Below are 23,401 nucleotides of genomic sequence, written 5' to 3' on the forward strand. Positions count from 1 at the left end.
ATTCACTTTTACTGTGTTCATTATAGGAAAAAGTCATTAAAAGAATGAAGTGCAACATACTTCATTCTTTTGAGGGATTAAGCTAGACTGATAAGTAGAGAGGGTGGGTGTGATGACAAAAAAAATAATTTATTCAGTACGTTCATTTCGTGAAGAATTTATCGAAAAGATCAAAGAAATAGCACCAGAATATTCATTTCAAACGGAAGTAGCATCCGACGAACTTTCTGAAATAGCGATCAGTATCGGTTGGAATGGAGATTATCAAGAAGATATATTCGCTTCTGACAGCTTAAAATGGGTCCAATCGATTTCTGCTGGAGTAGATAATCTTCCATTAAACGAATTCGCTGACAAAGATATTTTACTTTCGAATGCGAGTGGTATCCATGTAGAATCGATCAGCGAGCATACCATGGGCATTATTTTAGGCTATTCTCGTGGATTGTTCCAAGCCCAACGAGCGCAGTTCCATAAAGAGTGGCTAGGATCAGATATCCATTATCAAGCATTGGCAGATCAAAAATTACTAATTATTGGAACTGGCCATATTGGAAAAAAATTGGCACAACATGCAGCTGTATTTGGTTTAGAATGTATCGGCATCAATACATCTGGACATCCAGTGGAAGGATTCAAAGAGACTTATCCATTAGAGAAATTAAAAGAAATCTTACCGAAAGCAACGATTGTGGTGAATATCTTACCTTTGACAGATCAGACAAAAGGGTTGTTTGACGCAAAAGTATTTGAAGCTTTTGATAAAGAAGCGCTATTCATCAATGTAGGACGTGGGCCTTCTGTAAAAACATCTGATTTAATAGCTGCGTTAGACGATGGTCAACTAGCTTTTGCGGCTTTAGATGTGTTTGAAGAAGAACCATTAGCAAAAGATAGTCCATTATGGGAAAGAGAAGATGTGTTGATCACCTCTCATATTGCAGGTCAGACACCACATTTCCAAACGAAGTTTATGGATATTTTTCTAACAAACTTAAAATCCTACGTAGACAAAACAGAATTAGAAGTAAATGAAATCGATTTGAATGAAGGCTATTAAATGAAGAAGAATCTCTAGAAGAGGTGTGTAATGACTACCTCTCCCAGAGATTCTTTTATTTTGGTAATTGGATTTTTGGCCAGCCTTTGACTGCTTGAGCAAAAATGAATATGCCCGCAAATGCAATAAACGCTGTTGTATCAAAAGTTGGTGCAAAAATCATCAGGATCGTTGCAATAACAGTGGGTAATGATATCGCATAGATCATTGTTTTTAGACAATCGAGAAAAGTTACTTTAGCTAAACGTAATCTTGCATATACATAAGCCGCAAAATTTGCCATAAGTAAAGTGATGATCAGATTTAAAAAGCTAGGATAAATGGAAATCAAAAATACTAATGCTTTGATCCAAAAAGGGATCGTTGCTTCACTTAATGTACTACGTAAGCTTTCGCCAGTTAGATTTTTTAAAGCATTATTCGTATACTCAAATTCAAACTGATTATTGTTCAGCAATGCCGAAGTCGTGCCGGTATTCGGTAAAGCTAGAACCAATTTATCCTTTAGCAGACCGACACTTAGGAAATTCCCTATCAAATCTGAAGAGATATCTTCAGGGGTACGTTTTCCTTCGGGGTCAAAGGTAAAGATGATCGAATCCGTTTGATAAATAAAACCTTCATTTGTTGGCGAATCGATTTGTCCATCACGAATCTTAAAATCTGGAATTTCAGCTGCAATTTTTTGACCATCGGACTTGATAGTGTCCAGCACTTGAAAAATTTGGTAAGAAATAGGTAATGCCATTAGTACACTCAAACATAAAAGATAGACTAATGATTTTCCAAATGATACGTTTTTAGCATTTTTAAGCTCGGTGAATCGAGCAAATGAGCTAATGATTAGTTGTTTTGTTGTCATAATTACTCCTTCTGTAGAATTGTCATCACTAGCAATTCTAGCGGAGTATGCTATGAATTACAAGAGTTCTAAAACATTCTCTCACGATAGATAAGGTTATATTCTTATCGATCATTGTTTTCTAGAGATGAAAATTATTAGCAGATAGAGTATGATAGGAAAGAATGATAAATAAGGTAGGTAGAAAAATGAAGATTTATGTTCAATTTAAAAGCTATTTAGAAAGTAAAGGATATTGGGAAGTTTTCATCTATCTATTTTTTGGTGGATTAGCAACAGTTGTCAACTTCGTCAGTTATGCAATCGCGCAACAAATCTTCCAGTTATCGATGCCAGTATCGAATACGATTTCTTGGATTTGTTCTGTTTTATTTGCATTTGTCACCAATAAGGTATGGGTGTTTCGATCCAAATCTCCTAGTTATACGCATTTATTTATCGAATTTGGGAAATTTGTTTTTTACCGAATCGTTTCTTATGGACTAGACATGGGCGCTATGTTCTTGATGATCAAAGGATTGGAAATGAATGATTATGTCGCTAAAATCATTACACAGATCTTAGTCGTATTGGCAAATTATGTCTTTAGCAAATTATTTATTTTCAACAAGACAGAAATTATCGAAGAACCAGTAGAAACCAGTAAAAAATTGGAAGACTAGGCATAACAATTGAAGAATTCCCCTCACTTTGTTACTCTTTTAGTGTAAAGAGACCCAAAAAATTTGAGGAGGAATTTTTTTATGACTTACACATTACCAGATCTACCTTATGCATTTGATGCATTAGAACCATATATCGACGAAGAAACGATGCATTTGCATCATGACAAACATCACAATACTTATGTGACAAACTTAAATGCAGCAATCGAAAAATATCCTGAACTAGGTGAAAAATCAATAGAAGAATTGCTTTCAGACATGGATGCTATTCCATCTGACATTCAAACTGCTGTACGTAATAATGGTGGTGGACATGCGAACCATTCATTCTTCTGGAAAATCATGGCACCAAATGCTGGTGGCGAGCCAACAGGAGCAATCAAAGACGCAATTAACGAAACATTCGGCGATTTTGCAACATTCAAAGAAGAATTCAAAAAAGCAGCGGCAGGACGTTTCGGTTCTGGCTGGGCTTGGTTAGTACTTGAAGATGGTAAACTTGCAATCACTTCTACAGCCAACCAAGACTCACCATTGATGGAAGGCAAGAAACCTGTTCTAGGTTTAGATGTTTGGGAACATGCTTACTACTTGAAATACAAAAATGTACGTCCTGACTACATTGAAGCTTTCTGGAATGTTGTGAATTGGGATGAAGTGAACAAGCATTTCGCAGGCTAAAATAGCGTTCTTCCATTTGCCATGGAATTTAGAAAATTAACGGGGCAATGCTTGCGAGCGTTTTCTAAATTCGGTATAATGTTTTTGCAAGGGTTACTTGCAAGAACTTTTTTGGAGGCTATATATTTATGGAACACGGAACAGTAAAATGGTTCAACAATGAAAAAGGATTTGGGTTTATTACAGTAGACGGTGGAGACGATGTATTCGTACATTTCTCAGCAATCCAAGGCGATGGCTTCAAAAGCTTAGAAGAAGGCCAAGAAGTAGAATTCTCTATCGTTGAAGGTGCGCGTGGCCCTCAAGCTGCTGAAGTATCTAAATTATAAGATCATGTTGACGAAAAAAGAAGATACGGCTTGCCGTATCTTCTTTTTGTTTCTTTATTTTCTCTTTCTGGAAAAAATGGTTTTACAAGAAAAATTAGTTAATTTTGGTTATTGCCAAACATAATCTCTTTGATTTTTTGGACTAAGTGCTTATTATCTGAAGTAGAAAAATCATTGCGGATAGTAATATAAGGAATTTCATTTTCATAGCTGATTATTTTGGTGGGGGCCCCAGTTGTACGAATAATCAAGTCAGGATTCAGCAATAATTCATTTGTGAAAAGGACATTCAAATACAAACCTAAATGGTTTTGTAAAACTTTTACATATAATAATTCGATACTTAAAGGATAATCACTTTCTAATTTCACTTTGATCTCTTTATCAAAAAATGTGGGTGGGGCAATGACTAAAAATGCTTCGATCTCTCGCATATGGAGAGCTGCTAGAACGTTTTAACAACATTTACTTGAACAATCACTTATAACAAATAAAAAAAGACGGAGAGAACGGAGAAGTTGTTTCATTTCCTGATTTCTCCGCTTTTTTTTTGCTGGAAATGCTTAATAGGAAGGCATAAACAAAGTTAAAAAAAACTAGTTTTTTGATTTATTGAACAAAAAATCATAAAAATCCAATAAAACGTATAAAAAGAATCGCTTTCTTTCTTTTCTGTTTATGCGCCCTATGGTATGATAATTAAGAATTTTACAAAAAAATACATATGAATCACGAAGACAAAAACTATTTTTTAAAGTTTTATTAGGATTAAGTAGTTGGATTGCTGAATGATTGGGTGTATGAGAGAATAATCAAGAATATGTATGATAGAGGTGTAGTATGAAGCGGTGGCAAAAAGTGATATTGACTTTGTTGGGAATAATCGTACTTCTCATCGGCGGAGTTTCAGCTTATGGAATCAAGTTTATGGGAGAGGCGAGCCAAACAGTCAATCGGATTTCAAAACAATCTGATCGTGTATCAGCAAAACGTGACGATCGAGTAAGTATTGATGATCAAGAACCCTTTTCAGTATTATTATTAGGATTAGATACAGGAGGCCTTGGGCGAACAGAACAAGGGAGATCCGATACGATGATGGTCGTGACCGTCAATCCACAACAAAAGAAATCAACGATCATTAGCTTGGATCGAGATATCTATACGAATATCGTCGGTTATGGGACGGTCGATAAGTTGAACCATGCCTATGCATTTGGTGGCGTAGAGATGGCAATGGATTCGATCGAACAATTACTTGATATCCCTATTGACCACTATGTCACAATCAATTTGGATGGTATGAAGGACTTGATCGATGCAGTAGGTGGGATCGAGATCGACAATAAAATCGACTTTACTCTAGATGGTGTCCATGTTCCAGAAGGAAAACAAACAGTTGATGGTGAAACAGGGTTGGCATATGCAAGAATGCGGCATGAAGATCCTGAAGGTGATATCGGCCGACAAGCACGTCAACGAGAAGTTGTGACGAAAATCGTCAATAAAGTAGTCAGTCTTGATGGCGTAAGCAATTATCGAAAACTTTTAGATGCGGCAGGTAACAATGTGACAACTGATTTGGATTGGGATGACATGCTAGATATCGCAACGAATTATACCTCCGCTTTCCAAACAATCAAGCAAGACCAGCTAAAAGGAAAAGACACGACGATCAATGATGTGTACTACCAAATACTAGGTCAAAATGACTTATTATCGATCCAAAATCAATTGAAAAAACAATTAGAGATCAAGCCAAGTGATACGTTGCCTAACTTAAAAAATGATAATGCCTATATGATGTTTTATGATGACTCAGAAAATGGTGAAGGAGATACCACTGCTAATACCACAACCGGTGAGACATCTGAATATTCACAAGACACGTACAATCAATATGGCACCGATGGGTACGGTCAGCAGTCGGTCTATTCAGAAGACACCTCTCAATACTACGACCCAAATCAGTATAACCAGCAACAATATTATGACCCATATGGCGGTCAACAAAATGATCAAAGCACAGAGACTTGGACAGGCAATGGCTATTAACAAAGCTTTGTTCATATGATTTAAATAATAAATAAAACGAGTAAATATCGAAATTTAAGGATACATCCTTAAATTTCGATATTTTTTTGTTTTATTTTTTAAGTTATGTTATTTTTCTTTTGTTTTAAGTGTTTTTCTTATAACGGAAAATAATTTAAAATGATAGATAGATTTTATTTGATTACAGAAATGTCTTGAAAATGTTTGTTTATTAGATTTTTTTATGTTGATTTATTCAAAACCGAGTAGTTTTATATATTTTTATTTTTATACTCAAAATTAAAAAACACTAATTCTTATTTAAAAATGTTATATTTTTGATTTTTATTTGTTATGATATCGTTGTGCAAGAGGGAAATACATAGCACAAGATAAAATTGTTGATGGGGGATATACATACTAATGAAAAGAAATGTTCGTCTAAAGAAATTATTGGCTGGCGCTGCATTATGCAGTCTGCTAGTAGCACCTTTGTTTTTGAATGAACAACAAAGTGCAGCAACAGAACAAACAATCAAAACAACGCCTGATTTTGGTGTAGGTCAAGGTATTGAATGGCCAGAACAAGTCGTTGCACCATTTGTTGATATGACAGCTTATACATCAGGTACAGAGTTGTCGAATAATGGCGCGTTGAATCTAGCGGCAATTGCAAAGGAAACTGGGCAAAAATTCTTTAATTTAGGATTCATGCAAGCGAAAGGAATCAAAGATGGTAAGATTGATTGGGCATGGGGCGGATTTGCCGGATTGAGTGAGAATGACAGTGATCAATGGCAATATGAAGGTATCAAAAAAACGATCCGTGAATTAAGAGCGGTTGGTGGAGATGCTGCTGTTTCATTTGGTGGACTGAACACAGGTGCTTTCTGGGAAGTCAGCCATGATGAAGATATGCTTTATGATGCTTATATGGAAGTGGTTCAAGGATATGGCTTTACTCGTGTAGATTTTGACGTGGAAGCAGGGGCGATGGGCTATACAGAAAACTTACTCAATGCGAAAGCAGTCAAACGACTACAAGATACTACAGGAGTACAAGTAACGTTGACATTACCTGTTATGCCGACTGGTTTGATTTCGACTGGACTATCCGTATTGCAAGCTTATTTAGAAGCAGGTGTCGATTTGACCAATGTCAATATTATGACGATGTGTTATGGTCCGAGCGTCATTGATTATGCACAAGGATCATTAGATGCGGTCGACAATACAATGGTCCAATTGAAGAATCATTATCGCCAATATGCTGGTATCACTTTGACTGATGAAGAAGCGTATGCAAAATTAGGTACAACTCCTTCGATTGGTTTTGAGAACGAACAACATCCGTACTTCACGACAGAAATGTTCAATCAAGTTGTCGAACATGCAAGAGAACGTAAAATTGGTATGGTTTCTTATTGGTCGATGAACCGTGATGCAAAAACAGATGGTGGACAAGGACAAATAAAGAACCAATTTGAATTCTTAAAAGTGAGTGAAGCATTTGCTGAAGGTAATGAGGGCGGCGGAAGCGAAACTCCGGAAGATAAAGAAAAACCGTCTGTTCCGACAAATCTTTCTGTTGGGGACATTACAAAAAATAGTGCGCATATCAACTGGACGGCGGCGACTGACAATGACCGTGTGGCAAAATATAACGTGAGATTAGTAGGGAATGGACAAACGATCAATGTTACGACTACTTCTCTTTCATACGCGTTTGCAAACTTAAAAGCCGATACAGAATATACGGTAGAAATCAATGCAGAAGATCGTTCTGGAAATATTTCGGATACGGCAAAAGTTACATTCACAACTTTAGCGGATGTAGTAGATCCAGAGGAGCCGGGAGAACCTGGCGAACCAGGAGAGGCGCCTGCATGGGAGGCGACAAAGGTTTATTTAGGTGGAGAAGTTGTATCTTATAAAGGTGCTTTATATCGCGCTAAGCATTGGACGCAAAACAATGTACCGAGCGAGTCAGGTCAATATGGTCCTTGGGAATTGATTTCAGGAACGCCAGAAGGTGGCGATGAGATCGCCGCGTGGGAAGCGAATAAAGTTTATGTACAAGGAAATCGAGTGATGTATAATGGGATCGTTTATGAAGCGCAATATTGGACACAAAACAACAAGCCAAGCGAAGCTGGATTGTACGGTCCTTGGAAACAGGTTGGATAAACTACCAATTAATAGTTAATAACAAAAAGCTACGTGAATTGTTCACGTAGCTTTTTTATGCTAATAATAAGTCTGATACACCAATTGCATATAGTTGAGGTCGGTATTATCGGATAAAGTGAATAAAGTAATTTCCCCCAACTTTAAAAAAAGTGTAAATAGGGAAAAGAAATTCGAATTTTAGACATTATATTTGAATCTTCAAGTCAAGTCGTCAGTTGTTTCTAAAGTAAAAGCTATAAAAATCGATTTATTTTTATGTTTTAGTTATCACTTGTTTTAATTATTTTTTAATCTAAAACAAATATTTATTGATAATTATTATTTATTTTCAAATGAAATTATAGTAAAACCTCATTTAATAGCTTTTTTAAAATTAAAAAAACTGTATATTGATTAAAAATAGATTATAAAAAAATTACAAAACATTCATATTATAAATTAAAATATTACGTTTTTGTTATTTCGTTGCTATGATGAATATGTGAGATAGCTATCACTCAAAAAAATCGCAAGGAGGAATTGCAGATGAAAAAAATTGTTTTATTAATTGGAATGTTCATTTTAGGAGGAGCTTTTTTTACGATAAATGTCAATGCGGAAGCGGATAATTCACATCCTGTAAGTACAAATGGGAATCGACTTCGCTATAATACGCCCTATCGTTTAAGAGACAAGAATTTACCTCATCGAAATCCTGTGACATTTGAAGCGTGGGCGAGCTATGACTACGCAATATTCGGTCATTATGCAAGACCTGGTTATCGAGGTGGAACGCCGATTATTATTGAAAGCACAACTGGGAAAACGGGATTCATTGATTCAAATGATCCAATAGCTATTCGATCAACGACTTCAAATTGGGGTGGTTGGGTCTATTGGGATGTGACGAATTCTTATTTAGCTAATTCAGTCTGGTTGACAAACAGACGTGTGCCAATCGGTCATTTAGTTGGGAATTCCCGAGATCGTTCAGTAGGAATCGGTGGTATGACGTTTAGTTCAGATTTAGGGTTTCCGTTGCCTACATATTTGGAGTTGCGTGGATCCGATGCAAATAAGTCTTGGATGACATTTAGAACAGTAACGCAAAATCAGTTTATAATGCCACCTATAAACGTTAGAAGGACACCGTTTTTATTAACTGATGCATAAGGAGTATAGGTCTCGCTGTGTTCTTGAAGTATCACTTGAATGGAAACGTGTATTGAATAGTAAAAAGCGATGAATTGTTAAGTAATTACATAATAAGCTCGAACTGTTGAACAATAGAAAATAAATATGACAGAAGTGGTTAGTTAAAAATGGGCTCTTCGTCATGTTGTGTTGATGGATCCATGGTGTACAGACGTAACTAAATTGCACGATGGAAATGGGAAAAAGTCTATTTAAGTGCATTCATCGATCTCTACGATCATTCGATTATCTCTTGGGAACCAAGTCATTCAGACAATAATTTCCTTCTCAGGAATACAATAAAAAACAATGGATAAGAACTCAGGTGGACGACCATTCCCTCATAGTGATCGCGTATTTCAATACATGTCTTATGACTATAAGAGACTTGAAACAAAATATAAGATCAACAAAAGTATGTCTCGAGTAGGGTGTGGCTGGATAATCAACCGATTGAACATTTAAAGAACGAAAGTTTCATCAAGAAATCTATCAGGGCTTTGAGGAGATAAAGAAATCTGTAAGTGAATATATGCGATCCCACAATAACTACCGCTATTCGGAAGCTTTGAAGGAGCTTTCGCCGAATGAGTTTAGAAAACAAACTGCATGAAAATAGGAATCGAGGGACTCGATTCCTATAATAATACTATTTTTGTTTTTTCACTGTCTACTTGACAGGAGCTGCTTCAACATTTTACTAGGTAAGTTTTTTAATTCAAAATAAAAATCGCGTAATTCAAGATAGATGCAAAAAATACCCATAAATAGTAAGGGATCGTCAACCACATTGCGGTGCGATTGTGCAGCCATAAATGATAGACCAAAGCTGTTAGAAAAATCATTAATAAAGTGATATCGATAGCAGAAATCAAAGTATTTTGCACATTGAAAAATAAAGCTGACCATAGAAGATTGAAGATGAATTGAATTGTAAAGAGCCACAATAGTCTAGTGCGGTGTTTTTGATTTTGTGTATTTAAAATGAAGTACAAAGAAATGCCTATTAAAATATAGAGGATCGTCCACATAGGACCGAAAATCCAACTAGGTGGTGCAAAAGCTGGGAGTTGTAACGAGTAATAATATTTTCCTGGATTGCCGCTAAGAATGCCAGATAAAAATCCCAAAGCAACGATTCCGATAATGCAAACCCACAAACGATAATCTTTTAATCGATTGATAGTGTATACCATAACAAAAACTCCTTTCTTTAGACAGTTTAACATAATTATTTATAACAGCACCTATTTATGACTTGTAATTTTTTAAGTTATTTTAAGAAATGTTAATTTAGCGTACATATTGATCTATATAAGATAGTATCGAGGTGTTTTAACCGTTGATAAAGCATTTATACGTTGATTTTTAAGCGTTGTTGCAATACCGAACATTTTTGTTTTTACTTTTTTATTTAACTATAAAACGGAGATAAAACGATTAAATAACCTTAATTTCTTTTTTGTTTTCGTTATATTATTTTGAGTTATCTGATATTATAAAATTTGTAATCGATTACGAACAAGGGAAATGAATTAGTTGAATGGGGAGAGTTTGAAAAAATGAAGAAAAAAAGTGTAAAAAGATTATTAGCTGGAGCAGCTTTGTGTAGCTTATTGGTTGCACCGTTGTTTTTAAATGAAGAGCAAGGAGCGGCAACAGAGCAAACAGTTCGCGCAACACCTGATTTTGGTGTAGGTCAAGGAATCGAGTGGCCAGAACAAGTCGTAGCACCATTCGTAGATATCACGGCGTATACTTCAGATGAAGTGCTGTCAAATAAAGGTGCCTTGAATATGGCAGCAATTGCTAGAGAAACAGGTCAACGTTTCTTTAATCTAGGGTTTATGCAAGCTAGAGGGATCAAAAATGGGAAACTTGATTGGGCTTGGGGAAGCTTCAATGGATTGAGTGAAAGTGATAGTGACCAATGGCAATATGAAGGAATCAAGCAATCGATCCGTGAGTTAAGAGAAGTAGGCGGAGATGCAGCTGTGTCATTTGGCGGATTAAATTCTGGTGCCTTCTGGGAAGTAACGCAAGATGAAGATATGCTTTATGATGCTTACATGGAAGTTATCCAAGGTTATGGTTTTACACGTATTGACTTTGACGTAGAAGCTGCTGCTATGGGGTACCACGAAAATTTAGCAAATGCGAAAGCAGTAAAACGATTACAAGATGCAACTGGGGTTGATGTGACGTTGACATTACCAGTTATGCCTACAGGATTGATCTCAACAGGATTATCTGTCTTGCAAGCTTATTTAGAAGCGGGTGTTGACTTAACTAACGTGAATATCATGACAATGTGTTATGGATCAAGTGTTACAGACTATGCACAAGGTTCGTTAGATGCGGTAGACAATACAATGGTCCAATTGAAAAATCACTACAAACAATACGCTGGTAAAACATTAACGGATGAGCAAGCTTATGCAAAATTAGGTACGACTCCTTCTGTAGGATTTGAAAATGAACAACATCCTTACTTTACAACAGATATGTTCAACTTAGTTGTACAACATGCCAAAGAACGCAAAATCGGTATGGTTTCATACTGGTCAATGAATCGTGATGCCAAAGTAGATGGCGGACAAGGGCAAGTGAAAAATCAATATGAATTCTTAACTGTGGGTCAAAGATTTACAGATGGTTCTGAGATGCCTGAAGATACACAAAATCCATCAACACCGACAAATGTAGGTTCAGATTTCATTACGACACAGCGTGCGCGTATCAATTGGACGGCATCAACGGATAATGACCGCATTGCTCGTTATAACCTTAAATTAACTGGTGCAGGCGAAACAGTATCAGCGACAACAATGGCTGTTTCTCATACCTTTGAAAACTTGAAGAGCAATACGACTTACACAGTTGAAGTGATTGCAGAAGACCGTTCTGGAAATGTTTCGGATGCAGCAACTTATACTTTTACTACGCTTGAAGAATCAGAATCTACTCTACCCGCTTGGGACCCTGCAACAGTTTACTTAGGTGGAGAGCGTGTTACATATGAAGGGCTGATCTATGAAGCGAGACATTGGACACAAAATGATATTCCGAGTGAATCTGGTCCTTATGGTCCATGGAGACTTGTGACTAAATAATCCGGCGATTTCTTATTACTCCATAGATAAAATGATAAATCGTAAAAATTATTAATAACTTGTATTGTAAAATGATATTTAAGTTATTATTTATATAGATGTGTAAAAGAAGAGAGTCTTAAATAAGCTCTCTTCTTTTTGTTGAAAAAACAATATGTATATTGAAATATTAAGAAAATATTAAGTGTACAATAGAAACATTTAGGTGGTTAACTATCCTTATTGCTAGTTAAATCCTATTAAATCAATCTTTTTATTAGATGTTTTAAATTAGCTTATCCGCAATAAAGTTATAAAAGCATAACGTTTGTTTTTATTTTGGAAAACGTTTACAATGAACCTATCAAATATAGGAGGTTCAGTTATGAAAAAGTTTAGTGTTATGATGTTCGTAGGAATTGTTATGTTAGGTTTGTTTGGTTTTGGTACATCTGGTTATGCACATGGTTATGTAACATCTCCAGGGAGTCGTGCCTATTTCGGTACAGCAGCTGCAGGTAATTTGAATCAAAACGTTGGGCGCGCACAATGGGAACCACAAAGTATTGAAGCGCCTAAAAATACATTTATTGATGGAAAAATCGCAAGTGCAGGTGTTAGTGGGTTTGAACCATTAGATGAACAGACAGCAAATCGTTGGCATAAAAGTGTAATTAATGCTGGTCCTTTGAATATCACTTGGAACTTAACTGCACAACATCGTACAAGCACTTGGGATTACTATATTACAAAACCAGGTTGGAACCAAAATCAACCTTTGAAATTCAGCGATTTTGAATTGATTACAAAAATCGATGATAAAGCAACAGTTCCACCAAAAACAGTAAATCAAACAATTACTGTTCCTCAAGATAGAAAAGGCTACAACGTGATTTTAGCTGTTTGGAATATTTCAGATACAACAAATGCGTTCTATCAAGTAATTGATGTCAATATTCAATAGAAAAACCTTGAAGAGAAACCTTTTTAACTGATCATATAAAGAACACCTATGAAGTGACTCTCATTTTCACTTCATGGGTGTTTATTTGTATGTTCGAACCATTTAAAATCAATAGGACAAGGTTCGATGATGATCCCATTTTTTGGCGAACTTCAGGTTGTATTGTATGATAGAAATAAGGATACCAAAAGGGAAGGGTTACGGAGGAAATCAAATGAAAAAATTTTTACGGAAAAAAAAGAAAAACAAAGAATCGATTGAAGATACTGTAATCGAAAACGAAGAAACAAAAGTAGAAGAAACATTGGAGCAAACACCTGAGGAACAAAAAGAATTTGCTTCCTTTTTCGCTGAAACAATGAAAAGACTTCCTCAAAAAACATCCGCAGCTATTTTACGAAATTTTGATTCGTCAAAAAGCAAAGCGGAACAAACATTAGCAAAGAGCAAAACACAATTCGATCGTTTATTTGAAGAATTTTTAAAAGGGGTAGATGAACCGTTACGTAGAAAATGCCATGCAACGATTCATGCGGCCTCTTTGACAGCGGCGATCATCGGTTGTTCACCGATCCCTTTTTCAGATGCTTTTTTACTTGTACCAGTTCAGCTAACGATGATGGGACGTCTCCACAAGTTATTTGGACAATCATGGTCTGAATCATTAGGTAAAAGTGTCTCAAAAGAGTTGATCGTTGTTAGTTTAGGTAGAAGTGCAGTAGGGAATATCATTAAGATCATTCCGGCAGTAGGTACAGTGGCTGGTGCAGCGATCAACGCAACAGTCGCTAGTACGATCACAGAATCATTAGGCTGGATCACAGTAAAAATGTTGAATGATGGCGAAGATATTTTTGATGATGTCATGTCTTTCAAAGGGCAAGTTCAAACACTTTTTACTTTATTGAAACGAAAAAAACAAATGAAATAAGGTTTAATCAGAAATCATCGGATAAAAAATAAGCATTGACCTCGGAAATAGTTTTGACTATTAAGTAGAGGAAAATGCTTATTTTTTATAAGGATTCTGGCTGGCGCTATTGAATTATTTTTTTGTTAATTTCACGACGACTTCACAACGTGCTGTCTGAGGGAACATGTCGACAGACTGTAGATACTCGACGTGAAATACTTTCGCTAATTGGACGAGGTCTCTTGCTAAAGTCGAAACATTGCAAGAAATATAAACTAATTTTTGCGGTGGATTTTTTAAAATTGCTTGGATCAATTGCTCATCCAAACCAGTACGTGGCGGATCAACAATGATCCCATTCGGACGAAAGCCTTCATTCAACCACTTTGGTAAGAGCTCTTCTGCCGTACCCACTTCATAACGAGTATTCTCATAGCCTAATCGTTGTGCGTTTTTCTGTGCATCTGAAATGGCTTGGGGGATGGTATCCATTCCGCGTACTTCTTTTGCTTTGTTTGCCACACTCAAACCAATTGTCCCAACACCACAATAAGCATCTACGATCGTTTCTTCTGGTTGGATGGCTAAAGCTTTGATTCCCTCACCGTATAAGACTTCTGTTTGTTGAGGATTCAACTGGAAAAAGGCACGAGGTGAAAGATCAAAAGTTACTTCATTGATCCGTTCCTCAATGGCTTCTTTTCCCCAAAGGTGTTTTGTTTCGTCACCCATCACGAGGGAGGTTTTTAAAGGTTGCACGTTTTGCATGATCGAAACGACTTCAGGGAGTTGCTGATTGATCTCACGAATCAGGGCATTTTTTTGTGGGAATTTTTGACTCCTGGTGATAAAGACAACTTGAAGCTCGCCTGTCTGTATACCCACTCGAACCATGATCGTGCGGAAAATTCCGCTATCCGCACGTTCATCATAAATCGGTAAATCATATTTATTCAATAAATCGACGACTGTATTCATCACTTTTTGTGTCGCAGGCTCTTGCACTAAACAATCAGTAATTGCCACTAAGTCATGAGAATTGGCTTGATAGAGTCCAGCTTCGATTTTGTCTGTCTTTTTATTTTTTCTCAATTGAAATTGCGCTTTGTTCCGGTAACGCCATGGATCCTCCATTCCAATCGTTGGTAAAAGTGGATACTCACGATAACCGGCGGGTTTGAATTTTTCTAAAGCTTGCAAGAGCAAATCTTTTTTGAAATCGAGTTGTGCATGGTACGCTAAATGTTGCAACTGGCAACCACCACATTCATAGTAGACTGGACATGGAGCAGTCACACGGTCACTACTTGTTTTTTTGACTTTAACGAGTTGTCCTTCGGCATAGCGAGGGGTCGCTTTGGTGATCTTCACTAGGACTTCTTCTTTCGGAAGGGCATACGGAACAAAGACGATCATGCGTTTAAAGTAGCCGATTCCTTCTCCGTTGATCCCTAAACGTTTGATTTTTAATGTGATCGTTTGGCCGTTTTTAACAATTGCTTCTGGCATAGGTATCTCCCTTTTTATCATTATGTGGCTATATTCTAACATATTATAGCGAAAGTTGGGGATTTTCTATGTTATGATAGGAATATATGTTCGAGGAGGGATAGTTTGCTTTCTATTGCAAGAATCAGTAAAGGCAAGGGGCCTTTTTATCAGATCGATCTATCAGATGGCGAAATACTACAAGTATCAGAAGATATTTTAGTACGCTATCGTTTATTAAAAGGACAAGAATTGACAGAAGATAAATTAGCTGAAATCAAAAAAAGTACAGGTTATGATTTTGGTTTACAACAAGCATTAAATTATTTGAGTTACCAATTACGAACGGAAAAAGAAATTCGGATCTATTTAAAAGATAAAGAGATCGGACAAGAAGACCGTCATAAAATCGTTGAAAAATTAAAAGAATTAGGTCTTGTTGACGATTTGACGTTTGGTGAAAGTTACGTCCGAACGAATATGCGTTTGAGTGACAAGGGACCAAAAAAATTAGCACAACAAATGCAACAAAAAGGGCTCTCACCAGAAGTGATCGAGCAGTCTTTAAGCCAGTACCCATTTGAAGAGCAAGTAGAAAATGCACGGCAAACAGCGGAAAAGACTTACGAAAAAAATCGTGCCAAAAGTCAAAAGGATCTATTACGGAATATCCAACAGAAATTGATGACAAAAGGATTTACCAATGATGTGATCCAAGAAGCGATGCAAACCTTACCTCAAGAAACTGATCCAGAAGTTGAATATGAGCTTTTAGTACAACAAGGAGAGAAGATCTGGCGTAAGAATAGTCGCTTTGAAACTCAAAAGAGAAAGATGAAAGTAAAGCAGAGTCTCTATCAAAAAGGCTTTGATTTTGAGATGATCCAGCGCTTTATTTTAGAAAAGGAAGAAGAAGCAAGTGAGTAGAGAATGGGAAAACTGGTCCTTAGAAAAAACAAAAGAATTTCAAGAACGTTTTATTGAATGGTATGAGCTTGAAAAGAGAAATCTCCCTTGGCGTTACAATCAAGACCCTTATCGTATTTGGATATCAGAAATCATGTTGCAACAAACCAGAGTCGATACAGTCATTGATTATTTTTATCGCTTTATGGAGTGGTTTCCAACCATCGAAGCGTTGGCGCAAGCACCCGAAGAAAAACTGTTGAAAGCTTGGGAAGGCTTAGGTTACTACTCACGGGCCAGAAATATTCAAGCTGCTGCAAAACAAATCATGGAAGATTTTGACGGAAAGATGCCACGAACACCGGAAGAAATCAGTACATTAAAAGGGATCGGTCCTTATACGACAGGGGCAATCGCAAGTATTGCTTTTGGGCTACCTGAACCAGCGATCGATGGAAATGTCATGCGTGTGGTTAGTCGGCTGTTCTGTATTGAAGAAGATATTGCGAAAGCATCGAGTCGCAAAGTATTTGATCAAGCCATGCGGAAAATCATTGACGAAGAGCATCCGGGTGAGTTCAATCAAGCATTGATGGATCTTGGCTCAGCAATCTGCACGCCGACCTCGCCTAAATGTGAGGAATGCCCGATCCAAGCATTTTGTTTAGCAAAAGAAAAAGGGATCCAAACCGCCTATCCTGTCAAAACAAAAAAAGCAAAGCCGCGAGATGTTTATTATGTTTGTGCAGCGATTGAAAACGCAGAAGGTGCTTTTTATTTTGAACAACGAGATCAACAAAAATTACTGTCTGATATGTGGACATTTCCGATGGTAGAAGTAACGAAAGAGGTATACGAAAAACTAGAAGCAGACTGGCAACCTAAGAACGAAATCAGTTTGTTCGACGAGGTTTTAGTCGCTGAAGAAGGTGCTTCAGTATTGCCTTTTGCTCATGCGGACAAAATCGTATGGCAAAAACGGCATCTAGGGGAAGTGACGCATATCTTCAGTCATTTGAAATGGCATGTTTTATTGTTTTATGGTCGGTTGCCTAAGACTGAAAAAGACCTATCTGAGACTGGCAAACAGACGCAGTGGCTGATACCAGAAGCATTTGAACAAGTGGTTTTCCCAAAAGTACAAATGAAGCTAGTCGAGCAGTTGGATAAAAATCGAAACAATAGTAATCCTTTCTAGGCAAAGATGATTTTTATTGCTATAATAATTACGATGTCGGTGTAATGAACACCCCAACACAAAGCACAAAATGTTGCTAAGGAAGGATTGCGATGGGAGTTCCAAAAGAAGGAGAGTTTGTAACGATCCAAAGTTATAAACACGACGGCAAATTGCATCGAACGTGGCGCGATACCATGGTATTGAAAACAAGCGAACATTCAATGATCGGTGTCAATGATCATACTCTTGTAACAGAGTCTGATGGACGACGTTGGGTGACGCGAGAACCAGCGATTGTATACTTTCACAAAAAATACTGGTTCAATGTAATAGCAATGATCAGAGAAAAGGGGGTTTCCTATTATTGTAATCTGGCTTCACCTTTTTTATTAGATGATGAAGCATTAAAATATATTGATTATGACTTAGATATCAAGGTTTTTCCTGATGGCGAGAAGCGCTTGTTAGATGTCGATGAATATGAAATGCACAGTCAAATGATGAATTATCCAAGTGATATTGACTTCATTTTAAAAGAAAACGTGAAGATTTTGGTTGACTGGATCAATAATGGAGATGGCCCATTCTCAGAAGGCTATATTGATATTTGGTATGACCGTTACAAGCAATTGTCGCAAAAGTAAACGAAAACAGTAAGTAAGTGAAGGAATCTTCATCTTGCTTACTGTTTTTACTTGGATGCTTCACAAGTTTTTTTTCATGTTGAGATGTTGGATGCCCGCATCTTCGAAGACTTCACCGTAGGCTTGATAATCAAGCTTCTCATAAAAAGGAATAGCGGTCAGTTGAGCGCCTAATTTTATCGTATCAAAGCCTTGGTTTTTAGCAAAAGCCTCTGCTTCTCTTAGCAAGACTTGCCCCAAACCTTGTTGACGGTATTCAGCAAGGATTGCCATACGTTGGACTTTTATCTGGCCATTTTCGAGTGGCAGTAAACGAACAGTACCTTGCGCCTCCTGTGCATCTGTATAAAGGACGAAATGGATACAATGCGCCTCATCCTGATCGATTTCTCTCTCAAAGGGAACACCTTGCTCGACAACGAAGACTTGGTTTCTGATACGTACAGCATCGAGATAGATCGGACTCATCGTATCTTTTGTATGAACTACTTTCATCAAACAGCCACCTTTCCTTTCAGTAGTATACTGTAAAGTGATCGGAATGGAAAGTGCATAAAATAAAATCAAAAATAACAGATTTTTTCAAAAGAATGTTATATACTATCATAAAAAAGGAAAGAAGTGAATTATTTGTTCGATAAGTTAAAACAATCAAAGTTGATGTTCTGGTCATTTGAATTGCTGATTTTAGCAACATTGATCTTAGTCTCCTCGAAAATCAGCTTTGTCTTCCAACCAATCGGGACATTCTTCTCCACATTATTTGCACCAGTTTTGATTGCTGGTTTTTTATATTATATTTTGAATCCAATCGTTGGATTATTGATGAAAACAAAAATGAAACGGATCTGGGCAGTAGCAATTGTACTGTTATTGTTAGTTGCCGCTCTGGTCTGGATCTTGTTAAGTGTCATCCCAAGTTTAGTCCAACAAATATCTTCCTTGGCCTCTAACACGCCGAACTTTATTCGCCAAGTAGAGACTTGGTTAGCAGAAGTTGCACAATGGTCCGTATTCAAAGATGTCGATATCAATAAATATTTTGAACAACTGGATATTTCATATGGCACGATCATCCAACAATTTCTGAGTGGCTTATCTAATAGCTTAGGTTCGATCGTTGGAACGATTGCTTCAGCAACCATCGTTATTATTACCGCACCATTCATCTTGTTTTACATGTTGAAAGATGGCGAAAAACTTGTGCCGAACATCAAACGTTTCTTTCCAGAAAAACGAAGAGAACAAATCGTTGAGTTGTTAGGACAGTTGAATAAAACGTTAGCTAATTATATTAGTGGCCAAGCAATCGAATGCTTATTCGTTGGTACATTCACCTTTCTAGGTTACTTTGCTCTAGGCGTAGACTATGCCTTCCTTTTCGGAGTAATTGCTGGATTGACCAACCTCATTCCTTATTTAGGCCCATATTTAGGTTTAGCCCCTGCCTTTTTAGTGACAGTATTCAATGATCCATTCAAAGCATTGCTATGTTGTGTAGTCGTTTTGATCGTTCAGCAACTAGATGGAAATATCATTTATCCGAATGTCATTGGTAAATCATTGAAGATCCATCCACTAACGATCATTATCGTTTTACTTGTTGCGGGAAACATTGCAGGTTTACTAGGGATTTTTCTCGGTGTACCTTTTTATGCGATCTGCAAAACAATCATTTCTTATGTCGTCAAGATCGTAAAAGAAGATAAACAAAACGAGAACAAGAAAAAAATCGCGACGACTCTTGAATCTTAATGATCGAATGGCTATTTTTATTGCAAAGAAAATCGCTTTATGATACCATTTTAACGTGGCTACCTTTAGCCACGTTTTTTTCTTTAAAAAAATAAAAATTTAAATGAATAAGGAGAGAATGCGATTATGAATGCTGACCCTGAGAGTCAGTCGCTGTTAGCGCAAATTTTATTATTGATCATTTTGACATTGATCAATGCTTTTTTAGCAGCTTCCGAAATTGCAGTTGTATCGATCAATAAAAATCGGATCGAACAAAAAGCGGAAGAAGGAGATGTTAAATCTAAAAAGCTTTTAAAAATATTGCAGAACCCAAATAACTTCCTATCAACTATCCAAGTAGGAATCACTTTGGTCAATATTTTATCTGGTGCATCTTTAGCTAATACTTTATCCGTAAGATTAGCCCCACTATTAGGTGGCGGTGCCGCAGCAAGAAGTATTGCAAATATTATCGTACTGGCTATTTTGACCTATGTTTCGATTGTTTTTGGAGAATTATACCCGAAAAGGATCGCTTTGAATAAATCAGAAGAGGTAGCGAATTTTACCTCAGGTATGATCCGAATGATCGGTGTCGTAGCGAAACCTTTCGTGTGGCTGTTATCTGCATCTACCAGCTTGCTGGCACGGATAACACCAATGACTTTTGACGATGAAGATTCAAAGATGACCCGCGACGAAATGCGGTATATGCTTGAAAACGAAGGGGTATTGAACAACGAAGAGTTGGAAATGCTTCAAGGTGTCTTTTCTTTAGACACAAAAGTTGCAAGGGAAGTAATGGTTCCTCGAACAGATGCTTTTATGATCGACATTAATGACTCCATTGAAGAAAATGTCAACGAAGTACTATCGGAGAATTACTCAAGGATTCCTGTTTATAATGAAGACAAAGATAAAGTTGTCGGAATCCTTCATACGAAAAATTTATTAAAAGCTGCCCATAAATTTGGGTTCGAAAACTTAGAGATCAAAAAAATCATGCAGGAACCACTTTTTGTTCCAGAAACGATTTTTATTGATGATCTATTGTATGAAATGAAAAAAACACAAAACCAAATGGCGATCCTATTAGATGAATATGGCGGAGTCGTAGGTTTAGTGACATTGGAAGATCTACTTGAAGAAATCGTTGGAGAAATCGATGATGAATCAGATGAAGTAGAAAATCTCTACGAACAAGTAGGTGACTATGAATACATCATTCAAGGTCGAATGCTGATCGATGAATTCAATGAGGCGTTTGAAAGTAATCTCCACATGAGTGATGTGGATACGATGGCCGGCTACTTGATCACAGCTTTAGGCATGATTCCCGATGAAGGAGAAAAACTTTCATTTGATGTTGAAAACATTACCTTGATTTCTGAAGAAATGGAAGGTTCTAGAGTACTCAAAATTCGTGTGATCTTCCATGATCCAGAAGAAATAGAAGCTGAGCCTGAAGAAGAACGTCGCTATTTCAAAAAAGATTTTGAAGACGACGAACCACGAAGATAAAGCACCTTCGATGGTCTTTTAACGAAACGAAGAGCGGATATATTACTTGCTTTCTGAAGTGATGTATCTGTTCTTTTTTTGGAGATATCAAATGAAAAGAAAAAGTAAAACTGTTTCGCTTACTTTTTCAAATTGAATATCCATGCTATACTATTTGAGTTGAAGAAAAGGATAGAGGAACTATCGAATAGTCGAAGGGGTTCTCTTTTATGAAGCAATAGACAAATGAAGAATGGAGTAAATTTATGAACAATCCAGAATTAAAACAGCAAGTGGACAATCGACGCACATTTGCGATCATTTCCCATCCGGATGCGGGAAAAACAACGATCACCGAACAACTGCTTTTATTCGGTGGTGCGATTCGCCAAGCAGGAACGGTCAAAGGAAAGAAAACGGGTAATTTTGCAAAATCCGACTGGATGGAAATCGAAAAACAACGTGGGATTTCTGTTACCAGTTCAGTGATGCAATTTGATTATCACGGAAAAAGAGTCAATATTCTAGACACCCCTGGGCATGAGGACTTTTCAGAAGATACGTATCGTACGTTGATGGCGGTCGATAGTGCGGTCATGGTCATCGATAGCGCAAAAGGGATTGAAGCGCAAACGAAAAAACTTTTCCAAGTAGTCAAAAGAAGAGGAATTCCTATTTTCACCTTCATCAATAAGTTGGACCGAGATGGTCGAGAACCGCTTGATCTATTAGAAGAATTAGAAGAGTTATTAGATATCGAATCTTGCCCAATGAATTGGCCAATCGGTATGGGTAAAGGATTGGAAGGATTATACGATATCCATCATAACCGAGTAGAATTTTATCGTCCTGAGAATTATCAAGATGAACGCTTGGCTCAATTAGATGAAGAGGGTCACTTACCGGAGGATCATCCACTAAGAAATAATTCATTGTACGAGCAAGTATTAGAAGAAGTAGAGTTGTTAAAAGAAGCCGGAGATTCCTTTAATGAAGAAAAAATTGCACGTGGGGAGCAGACGCCAGTATTTTTCGGTTCAGCTTTAACTAATTTTGGTGTTCAGACATTTTTAGAAACATTTGTTGATTTGGCGCCATCTCCTTATGGACATAAAACACGTGAAGAGCAAGTAGTCAGCCCGTACGAACAAGAGTTTTCTGGTTTTGTCTTTAAGATCCAAGCCAATATGAATCCAGCTCACCGAGATCGTATTGCATTTGTACGAATCTGTTCAGGTACATTTGAACGTGGAATGGACGTCTCATTAGAGCGGACGAACAAAAAATTGAAATTGAGTAATGTCACGCAGTTTATGGCAGATGCTAGAGAAAACGTTGAAAATGCTGTGGCAGGAGATATCATTGGTGTGTATGACACTGGAAACTATCAAATCGGTGACACATTATATGAAGGAAAACTAAAAGTAGCTTATGAAGAATTACCTTCATTTACGCCTGAGCTTTTCATGAAAGTAACGGCTAAAAATGTGATGAAACAAAAATCATTCCACAAAGGAATCAATCAATTGGTACAAGAAGGTGCCATTCAATTATATAAAACCTATGTGACCGAAGAGTACATCATCGGGGCAGTTGGACAATTACAATTTGAAGTTTTCCAATATCGGATGTTGAATGAATACAATGCAGAAGTGATCATGTCGCCAATGGGTAACAAGATCGCCCGTTGGATCGAGCCAGAAGATCTGGATGAGAAAATGAGTTCAAGTCGTAATATCTTAGCGAGAGATCGCTTTGATCAACCGCTATTCTTATTTGAGAATCAGTTTGCAGAGCGTTGGTTTGCTGACAAATATCCAAACGTAAAATTAAAAAGTTTGATGTAATCAGTGCTTCCCATTGCCTGTACAGTTGTTTCCTTTTAAAAATATTCATTTAGCATATAAACTAAAACGAACACACGACGATTCATGTTTTCAGTGAATTGTCGTGTGTTTTTGTTGGATTTTAACGTTTTTTTGT

At 37.0% G+C, this 23,401-nt stretch carries 21 protein-coding genes and 1 pseudogene; 17 read left to right on the forward strand and 5 right to left on the reverse strand.

What is annotated here, in order from left to right; genetic code table 11:
* Positions 1-112 precede the first annotated feature (112 nt).
* Positions 113-1,060 carry a phosphoglycerate dehydrogenase gene (locus IGJ39_RS04490; RefSeq protein ID WP_010735914.1) on the forward strand — a complete coding sequence of 316 codons (948 nt, stop codon included), beginning with the start codon at positions 113-115 and terminating at the stop codon, positions 1,058-1,060.
* Between the two features lie 55 nt (positions 1,061-1,115).
* Here the strand turns inward: IGJ39_RS04490 and IGJ39_RS04495 are convergent, their stop codons facing one another.
* On the reverse strand, positions 1,116-1,922 hold the full coding sequence (locus IGJ39_RS04495; RefSeq protein ID WP_010735913.1) for a DUF1189 domain-containing protein: 807 nt from the start codon (positions 1,920-1,922) through the stop codon (positions 1,116-1,118).
* A 188-nt stretch (positions 1,923-2,110) separates the two neighbouring features.
* Here IGJ39_RS04495 and IGJ39_RS04500 point away from each other — a divergent pair, with 188 nt between their 5' ends.
* The 3 genes from IGJ39_RS04500 (at position 2,111) to IGJ39_RS04510 (ending at position 3,597) form a co-directional block, all read left to right on the forward strand.
* On the forward strand, positions 2,111-2,584 hold the full coding sequence (locus tag IGJ39_RS04500; protein WP_019723152.1) for a GtrA family protein: 474 nt from the start codon (positions 2,111-2,113) through the stop codon (positions 2,582-2,584).
* Between the two features lie 81 nt (positions 2,585-2,665).
* Positions 2,666-3,268: a superoxide dismutase gene (locus IGJ39_RS04505; protein ID WP_019723151.1), complete on the forward strand. Its 603-nt coding sequence runs from the start codon at positions 2,666-2,668 to the stop codon at positions 3,266-3,268.
* Positions 3,269-3,396: 128 nt separating this feature from the next.
* On the forward strand, positions 3,397-3,597 hold the full coding sequence (locus tag IGJ39_RS04510) for a cold-shock protein (RefSeq protein WP_010735910.1): 201 nt from the start codon (positions 3,397-3,399) through the stop codon (positions 3,595-3,597).
* A gap of 98 nt (positions 3,598-3,695) precedes the next feature.
* On the opposite strand, the gene IGJ39_RS04515 is transcribed toward IGJ39_RS04510, so the two are convergent.
* Positions 3,696-4,031: a hypothetical protein gene (locus tag IGJ39_RS04515; RefSeq protein ID WP_438764229.1), complete on the reverse strand. Its 336-nt coding sequence runs from the start codon at positions 4,029-4,031 to the stop codon at positions 3,696-3,698.
* 406 nt (positions 4,032-4,437) lie between these two features.
* Between IGJ39_RS04515 and IGJ39_RS04520 the strand changes: the two genes are divergently transcribed.
* The 4 genes and pseudogenes from IGJ39_RS04520 to IGJ39_RS04535 form a co-directional block, all read left to right on the forward strand.
* Positions 4,438-5,652, forward strand: a complete 1,215-nt coding sequence (locus IGJ39_RS04520) for an LCP family glycopolymer transferase (protein WP_195339101.1) — start codon at positions 4,438-4,440, stop codon at positions 5,650-5,652.
* 402 nt (positions 5,653-6,054) lie between these two features.
* The gene (locus IGJ39_RS04525) at positions 6,055-7,818 is read left to right on the forward strand and encodes a carbohydrate-binding protein (protein ID WP_195339100.1); all 1,764 of its coding nucleotides are present in this window, start codon (positions 6,055-6,057) and stop codon (positions 7,816-7,818) included.
* 528 nt (positions 7,819-8,346) lie between these two features.
* Positions 8,347-8,973: a hypothetical protein gene (locus tag IGJ39_RS04530; protein WP_065096208.1), complete on the forward strand. Its 627-nt coding sequence runs from the start codon at positions 8,347-8,349 to the stop codon at positions 8,971-8,973.
* A 493-nt stretch (positions 8,974-9,466) separates the two neighbouring features.
* Positions 9,467-9,607 (forward strand): annotated as a pseudogene (locus IGJ39_RS04535) (IS3 family transposase); the annotation flags it as partial.
* A gap of 100 nt (positions 9,608-9,707) precedes the next feature.
* Here IGJ39_RS04535 and IGJ39_RS04540 read toward each other — a convergent pair.
* Positions 9,708-10,190: a TspO/MBR family protein gene (locus IGJ39_RS04540; RefSeq protein WP_108145792.1), complete on the reverse strand. Its 483-nt coding sequence runs from the start codon at positions 10,188-10,190 to the stop codon at positions 9,708-9,710.
* A 366-nt stretch (positions 10,191-10,556) separates the two neighbouring features.
* Here IGJ39_RS04540 and IGJ39_RS04545 point away from each other — a divergent pair, with 366 nt between their 5' ends.
* The 3 genes from IGJ39_RS04545 (at position 10,557) to IGJ39_RS04555 (ending at position 13,981) form a co-directional block, all read left to right on the forward strand.
* Complete coding sequence (locus IGJ39_RS04545; RefSeq protein WP_104775529.1) at positions 10,557-12,107, forward strand: fibronectin type III domain-containing protein; 1,551 nt, start codon at positions 10,557-10,559, stop codon at positions 12,105-12,107.
* 334 nt (positions 12,108-12,441) lie between these two features.
* Positions 12,442-13,050 (forward strand): lytic polysaccharide monooxygenase, encoded by a 609-nt coding sequence (locus tag IGJ39_RS04550; protein WP_438764233.1) that lies wholly within the window; start codon positions 12,442-12,444, stop codon positions 13,048-13,050.
* Positions 13,051-13,264: 214 nt separating this feature from the next.
* Complete coding sequence (locus IGJ39_RS04555) at positions 13,265-13,981, forward strand: YcjF family protein (RefSeq protein ID WP_019722749.1); 717 nt, start codon at positions 13,265-13,267, stop codon at positions 13,979-13,981.
* A 114-nt stretch (positions 13,982-14,095) separates the two neighbouring features.
* Here the strand turns inward: IGJ39_RS04555 and rlmD are convergent, their stop codons facing one another.
* The gene (gene rlmD / locus IGJ39_RS04560) at positions 14,096-15,472 is read right to left on the reverse strand and encodes a 23S rRNA (uracil(1939)-C(5))-methyltransferase RlmD (RefSeq protein WP_195339098.1); all 1,377 of its coding nucleotides are present in this window, start codon (positions 15,470-15,472) and stop codon (positions 14,096-14,098) included.
* Positions 15,473-15,577: 105 nt separating this feature from the next.
* Between rlmD and recX the strand changes: the two genes are divergently transcribed.
* The 3 genes from recX to ntdP all read left to right on the forward strand — a co-directional run bounded on the left by recX (position 15,578) and on the right by ntdP (position 18,181).
* Entirely contained in the window at positions 15,578-16,378 is an 801-nt protein-coding gene (gene recX / locus IGJ39_RS04565) for a recombination regulator RecX (RefSeq protein ID WP_195339097.1), read from the forward strand.
* A complete protein-coding gene (mutY, locus tag IGJ39_RS04570; protein ID WP_195339096.1) occupies positions 16,371-17,555 on the forward strand; it encodes an A/G-specific adenine glycosylase in 1,185 nt (394 codons plus the stop codon). The genes recX and mutY overlap by 8 nt, the downstream gene beginning before the upstream one ends.
* A gap of 92 nt (positions 17,556-17,647) precedes the next feature.
* Positions 17,648-18,181 (forward strand): nucleoside tri-diphosphate phosphatase, encoded by a 534-nt coding sequence (ntdP, locus tag IGJ39_RS04575; protein WP_010735893.1) that lies wholly within the window; start codon positions 17,648-17,650, stop codon positions 18,179-18,181.
* A 60-nt stretch (positions 18,182-18,241) separates the two neighbouring features.
* On the opposite strand, the gene IGJ39_RS04580 is transcribed toward ntdP, so the two are convergent.
* Positions 18,242-18,676, reverse strand: a complete 435-nt coding sequence (locus tag IGJ39_RS04580) for a GNAT family N-acetyltransferase (protein ID WP_019722746.1) — start codon at positions 18,674-18,676, stop codon at positions 18,242-18,244.
* Between the two features lie 135 nt (positions 18,677-18,811).
* Between IGJ39_RS04580 and IGJ39_RS04585 the strand changes: the two genes are divergently transcribed.
* From IGJ39_RS04585 to IGJ39_RS04595, 3 genes are all read left to right on the forward strand, one after another.
* Complete coding sequence (locus IGJ39_RS04585) at positions 18,812-19,936, forward strand: AI-2E family transporter (RefSeq protein WP_023519400.1); 1,125 nt, start codon at positions 18,812-18,814, stop codon at positions 19,934-19,936.
* A gap of 126 nt (positions 19,937-20,062) precedes the next feature.
* Positions 20,063-21,439, forward strand: a complete 1,377-nt coding sequence (locus IGJ39_RS04590; RefSeq protein ID WP_010735890.1) for a hemolysin family protein — start codon at positions 20,063-20,065, stop codon at positions 21,437-21,439.
* Between the two features lie 245 nt (positions 21,440-21,684).
* A complete protein-coding gene (locus tag IGJ39_RS04595; RefSeq protein WP_010735889.1) occupies positions 21,685-23,265 on the forward strand; it encodes a peptide chain release factor 3 in 1,581 nt (526 codons plus the stop codon).
* Positions 23,266-23,401 lie beyond the last annotated feature (136 nt).

The sequence above is a fragment of the Enterococcus sp. AZ140 genome (assembly GCF_051714405.1).
Classification (GTDB): Bacteria; Bacillota; Bacilli; order Lactobacillales; family Enterococcaceae; genus Enterococcus_B; species Enterococcus_B pernyi.

What these genes read in the sequence shown, in the direction of transcription:
- rlmD (WP_195339098.1), bottom strand. Translation starts at nt 15,472, where the DNA reads ATGCCAGAAGCAATTGTTAAAAACGGCCAAACGATCACATTAAAAATC.
- IGJ39_RS04530 (WP_065096208.1), top strand. Translation starts at nt 8,347, where the DNA reads ATGAAAAAAATTGTTTTATTAATTGGAATGTTCATTTTAGGAGGAGCT.
- IGJ39_RS04545 (WP_104775529.1), top strand. Translation starts at nt 10,557, where the DNA reads ATGAAGAAAAAAAGTGTAAAAAGATTATTAGCTGGAGCAGCTTTGTGT.
- ntdP (WP_010735893.1), top strand. Translation starts at nt 17,648, where the DNA reads ATGGGAGTTCCAAAAGAAGGAGAGTTTGTAACGATCCAAAGTTATAAA.
- IGJ39_RS04595 (WP_010735889.1), top strand. Translation starts at nt 21,685, where the DNA reads ATGAACAATCCAGAATTAAAACAGCAAGTGGACAATCGACGCACATTT.
- IGJ39_RS04495 (WP_010735913.1), bottom strand. Translation starts at nt 1,922, where the DNA reads ATGACAACAAAACAACTAATCATTAGCTCATTTGCTCGATTCACCGAG.
- IGJ39_RS04540 (WP_108145792.1), bottom strand. Translation starts at nt 10,190, where the DNA reads ATGGTATACACTATCAATCGATTAAAAGATTATCGTTTGTGGGTTTGC.
- IGJ39_RS04550 (WP_438764233.1), top strand. Translation starts at nt 12,442, where the DNA reads ATGAACCTATCAAATATAGGAGGTTCAGTTATGAAAAAGTTTAGTGTT.
- IGJ39_RS04520 (WP_195339101.1), top strand. Translation starts at nt 4,438, where the DNA reads ATGAAGCGGTGGCAAAAAGTGATATTGACTTTGTTGGGAATAATCGTA.
- IGJ39_RS04515 (WP_438764229.1), bottom strand. Translation starts at nt 4,031, where the DNA reads ATGCGAGAGATCGAAGCATTTTTAGTCATTGCCCCACCCACATTTTTT.
- IGJ39_RS04525 (WP_195339100.1), top strand. Translation starts at nt 6,055, where the DNA reads ATGAAAAGAAATGTTCGTCTAAAGAAATTATTGGCTGGCGCTGCATTA.
- IGJ39_RS04580 (WP_019722746.1), bottom strand. Translation starts at nt 18,676, where the DNA reads ATGAAAGTAGTTCATACAAAAGATACGATGAGTCCGATCTATCTCGAT.
- IGJ39_RS04500 (WP_019723152.1), top strand. Translation starts at nt 2,111, where the DNA reads ATGAAGATTTATGTTCAATTTAAAAGCTATTTAGAAAGTAAAGGATAT.
- IGJ39_RS04510 (WP_010735910.1), top strand. Translation starts at nt 3,397, where the DNA reads ATGGAACACGGAACAGTAAAATGGTTCAACAATGAAAAAGGATTTGGG.
- IGJ39_RS04490 (WP_010735914.1), top strand. Translation starts at nt 113, where the DNA reads ATGACAAAAAAAATAATTTATTCAGTACGTTCATTTCGTGAAGAATTT.
- IGJ39_RS04555 (WP_019722749.1), top strand. Translation starts at nt 13,265, where the DNA reads ATGAAAAAATTTTTACGGAAAAAAAAGAAAAACAAAGAATCGATTGAA.
- IGJ39_RS04505 (WP_019723151.1), top strand. Translation starts at nt 2,666, where the DNA reads ATGACTTACACATTACCAGATCTACCTTATGCATTTGATGCATTAGAA.
- IGJ39_RS04590 (WP_010735890.1), top strand. Translation starts at nt 20,063, where the DNA reads ATGAATGCTGACCCTGAGAGTCAGTCGCTGTTAGCGCAAATTTTATTA.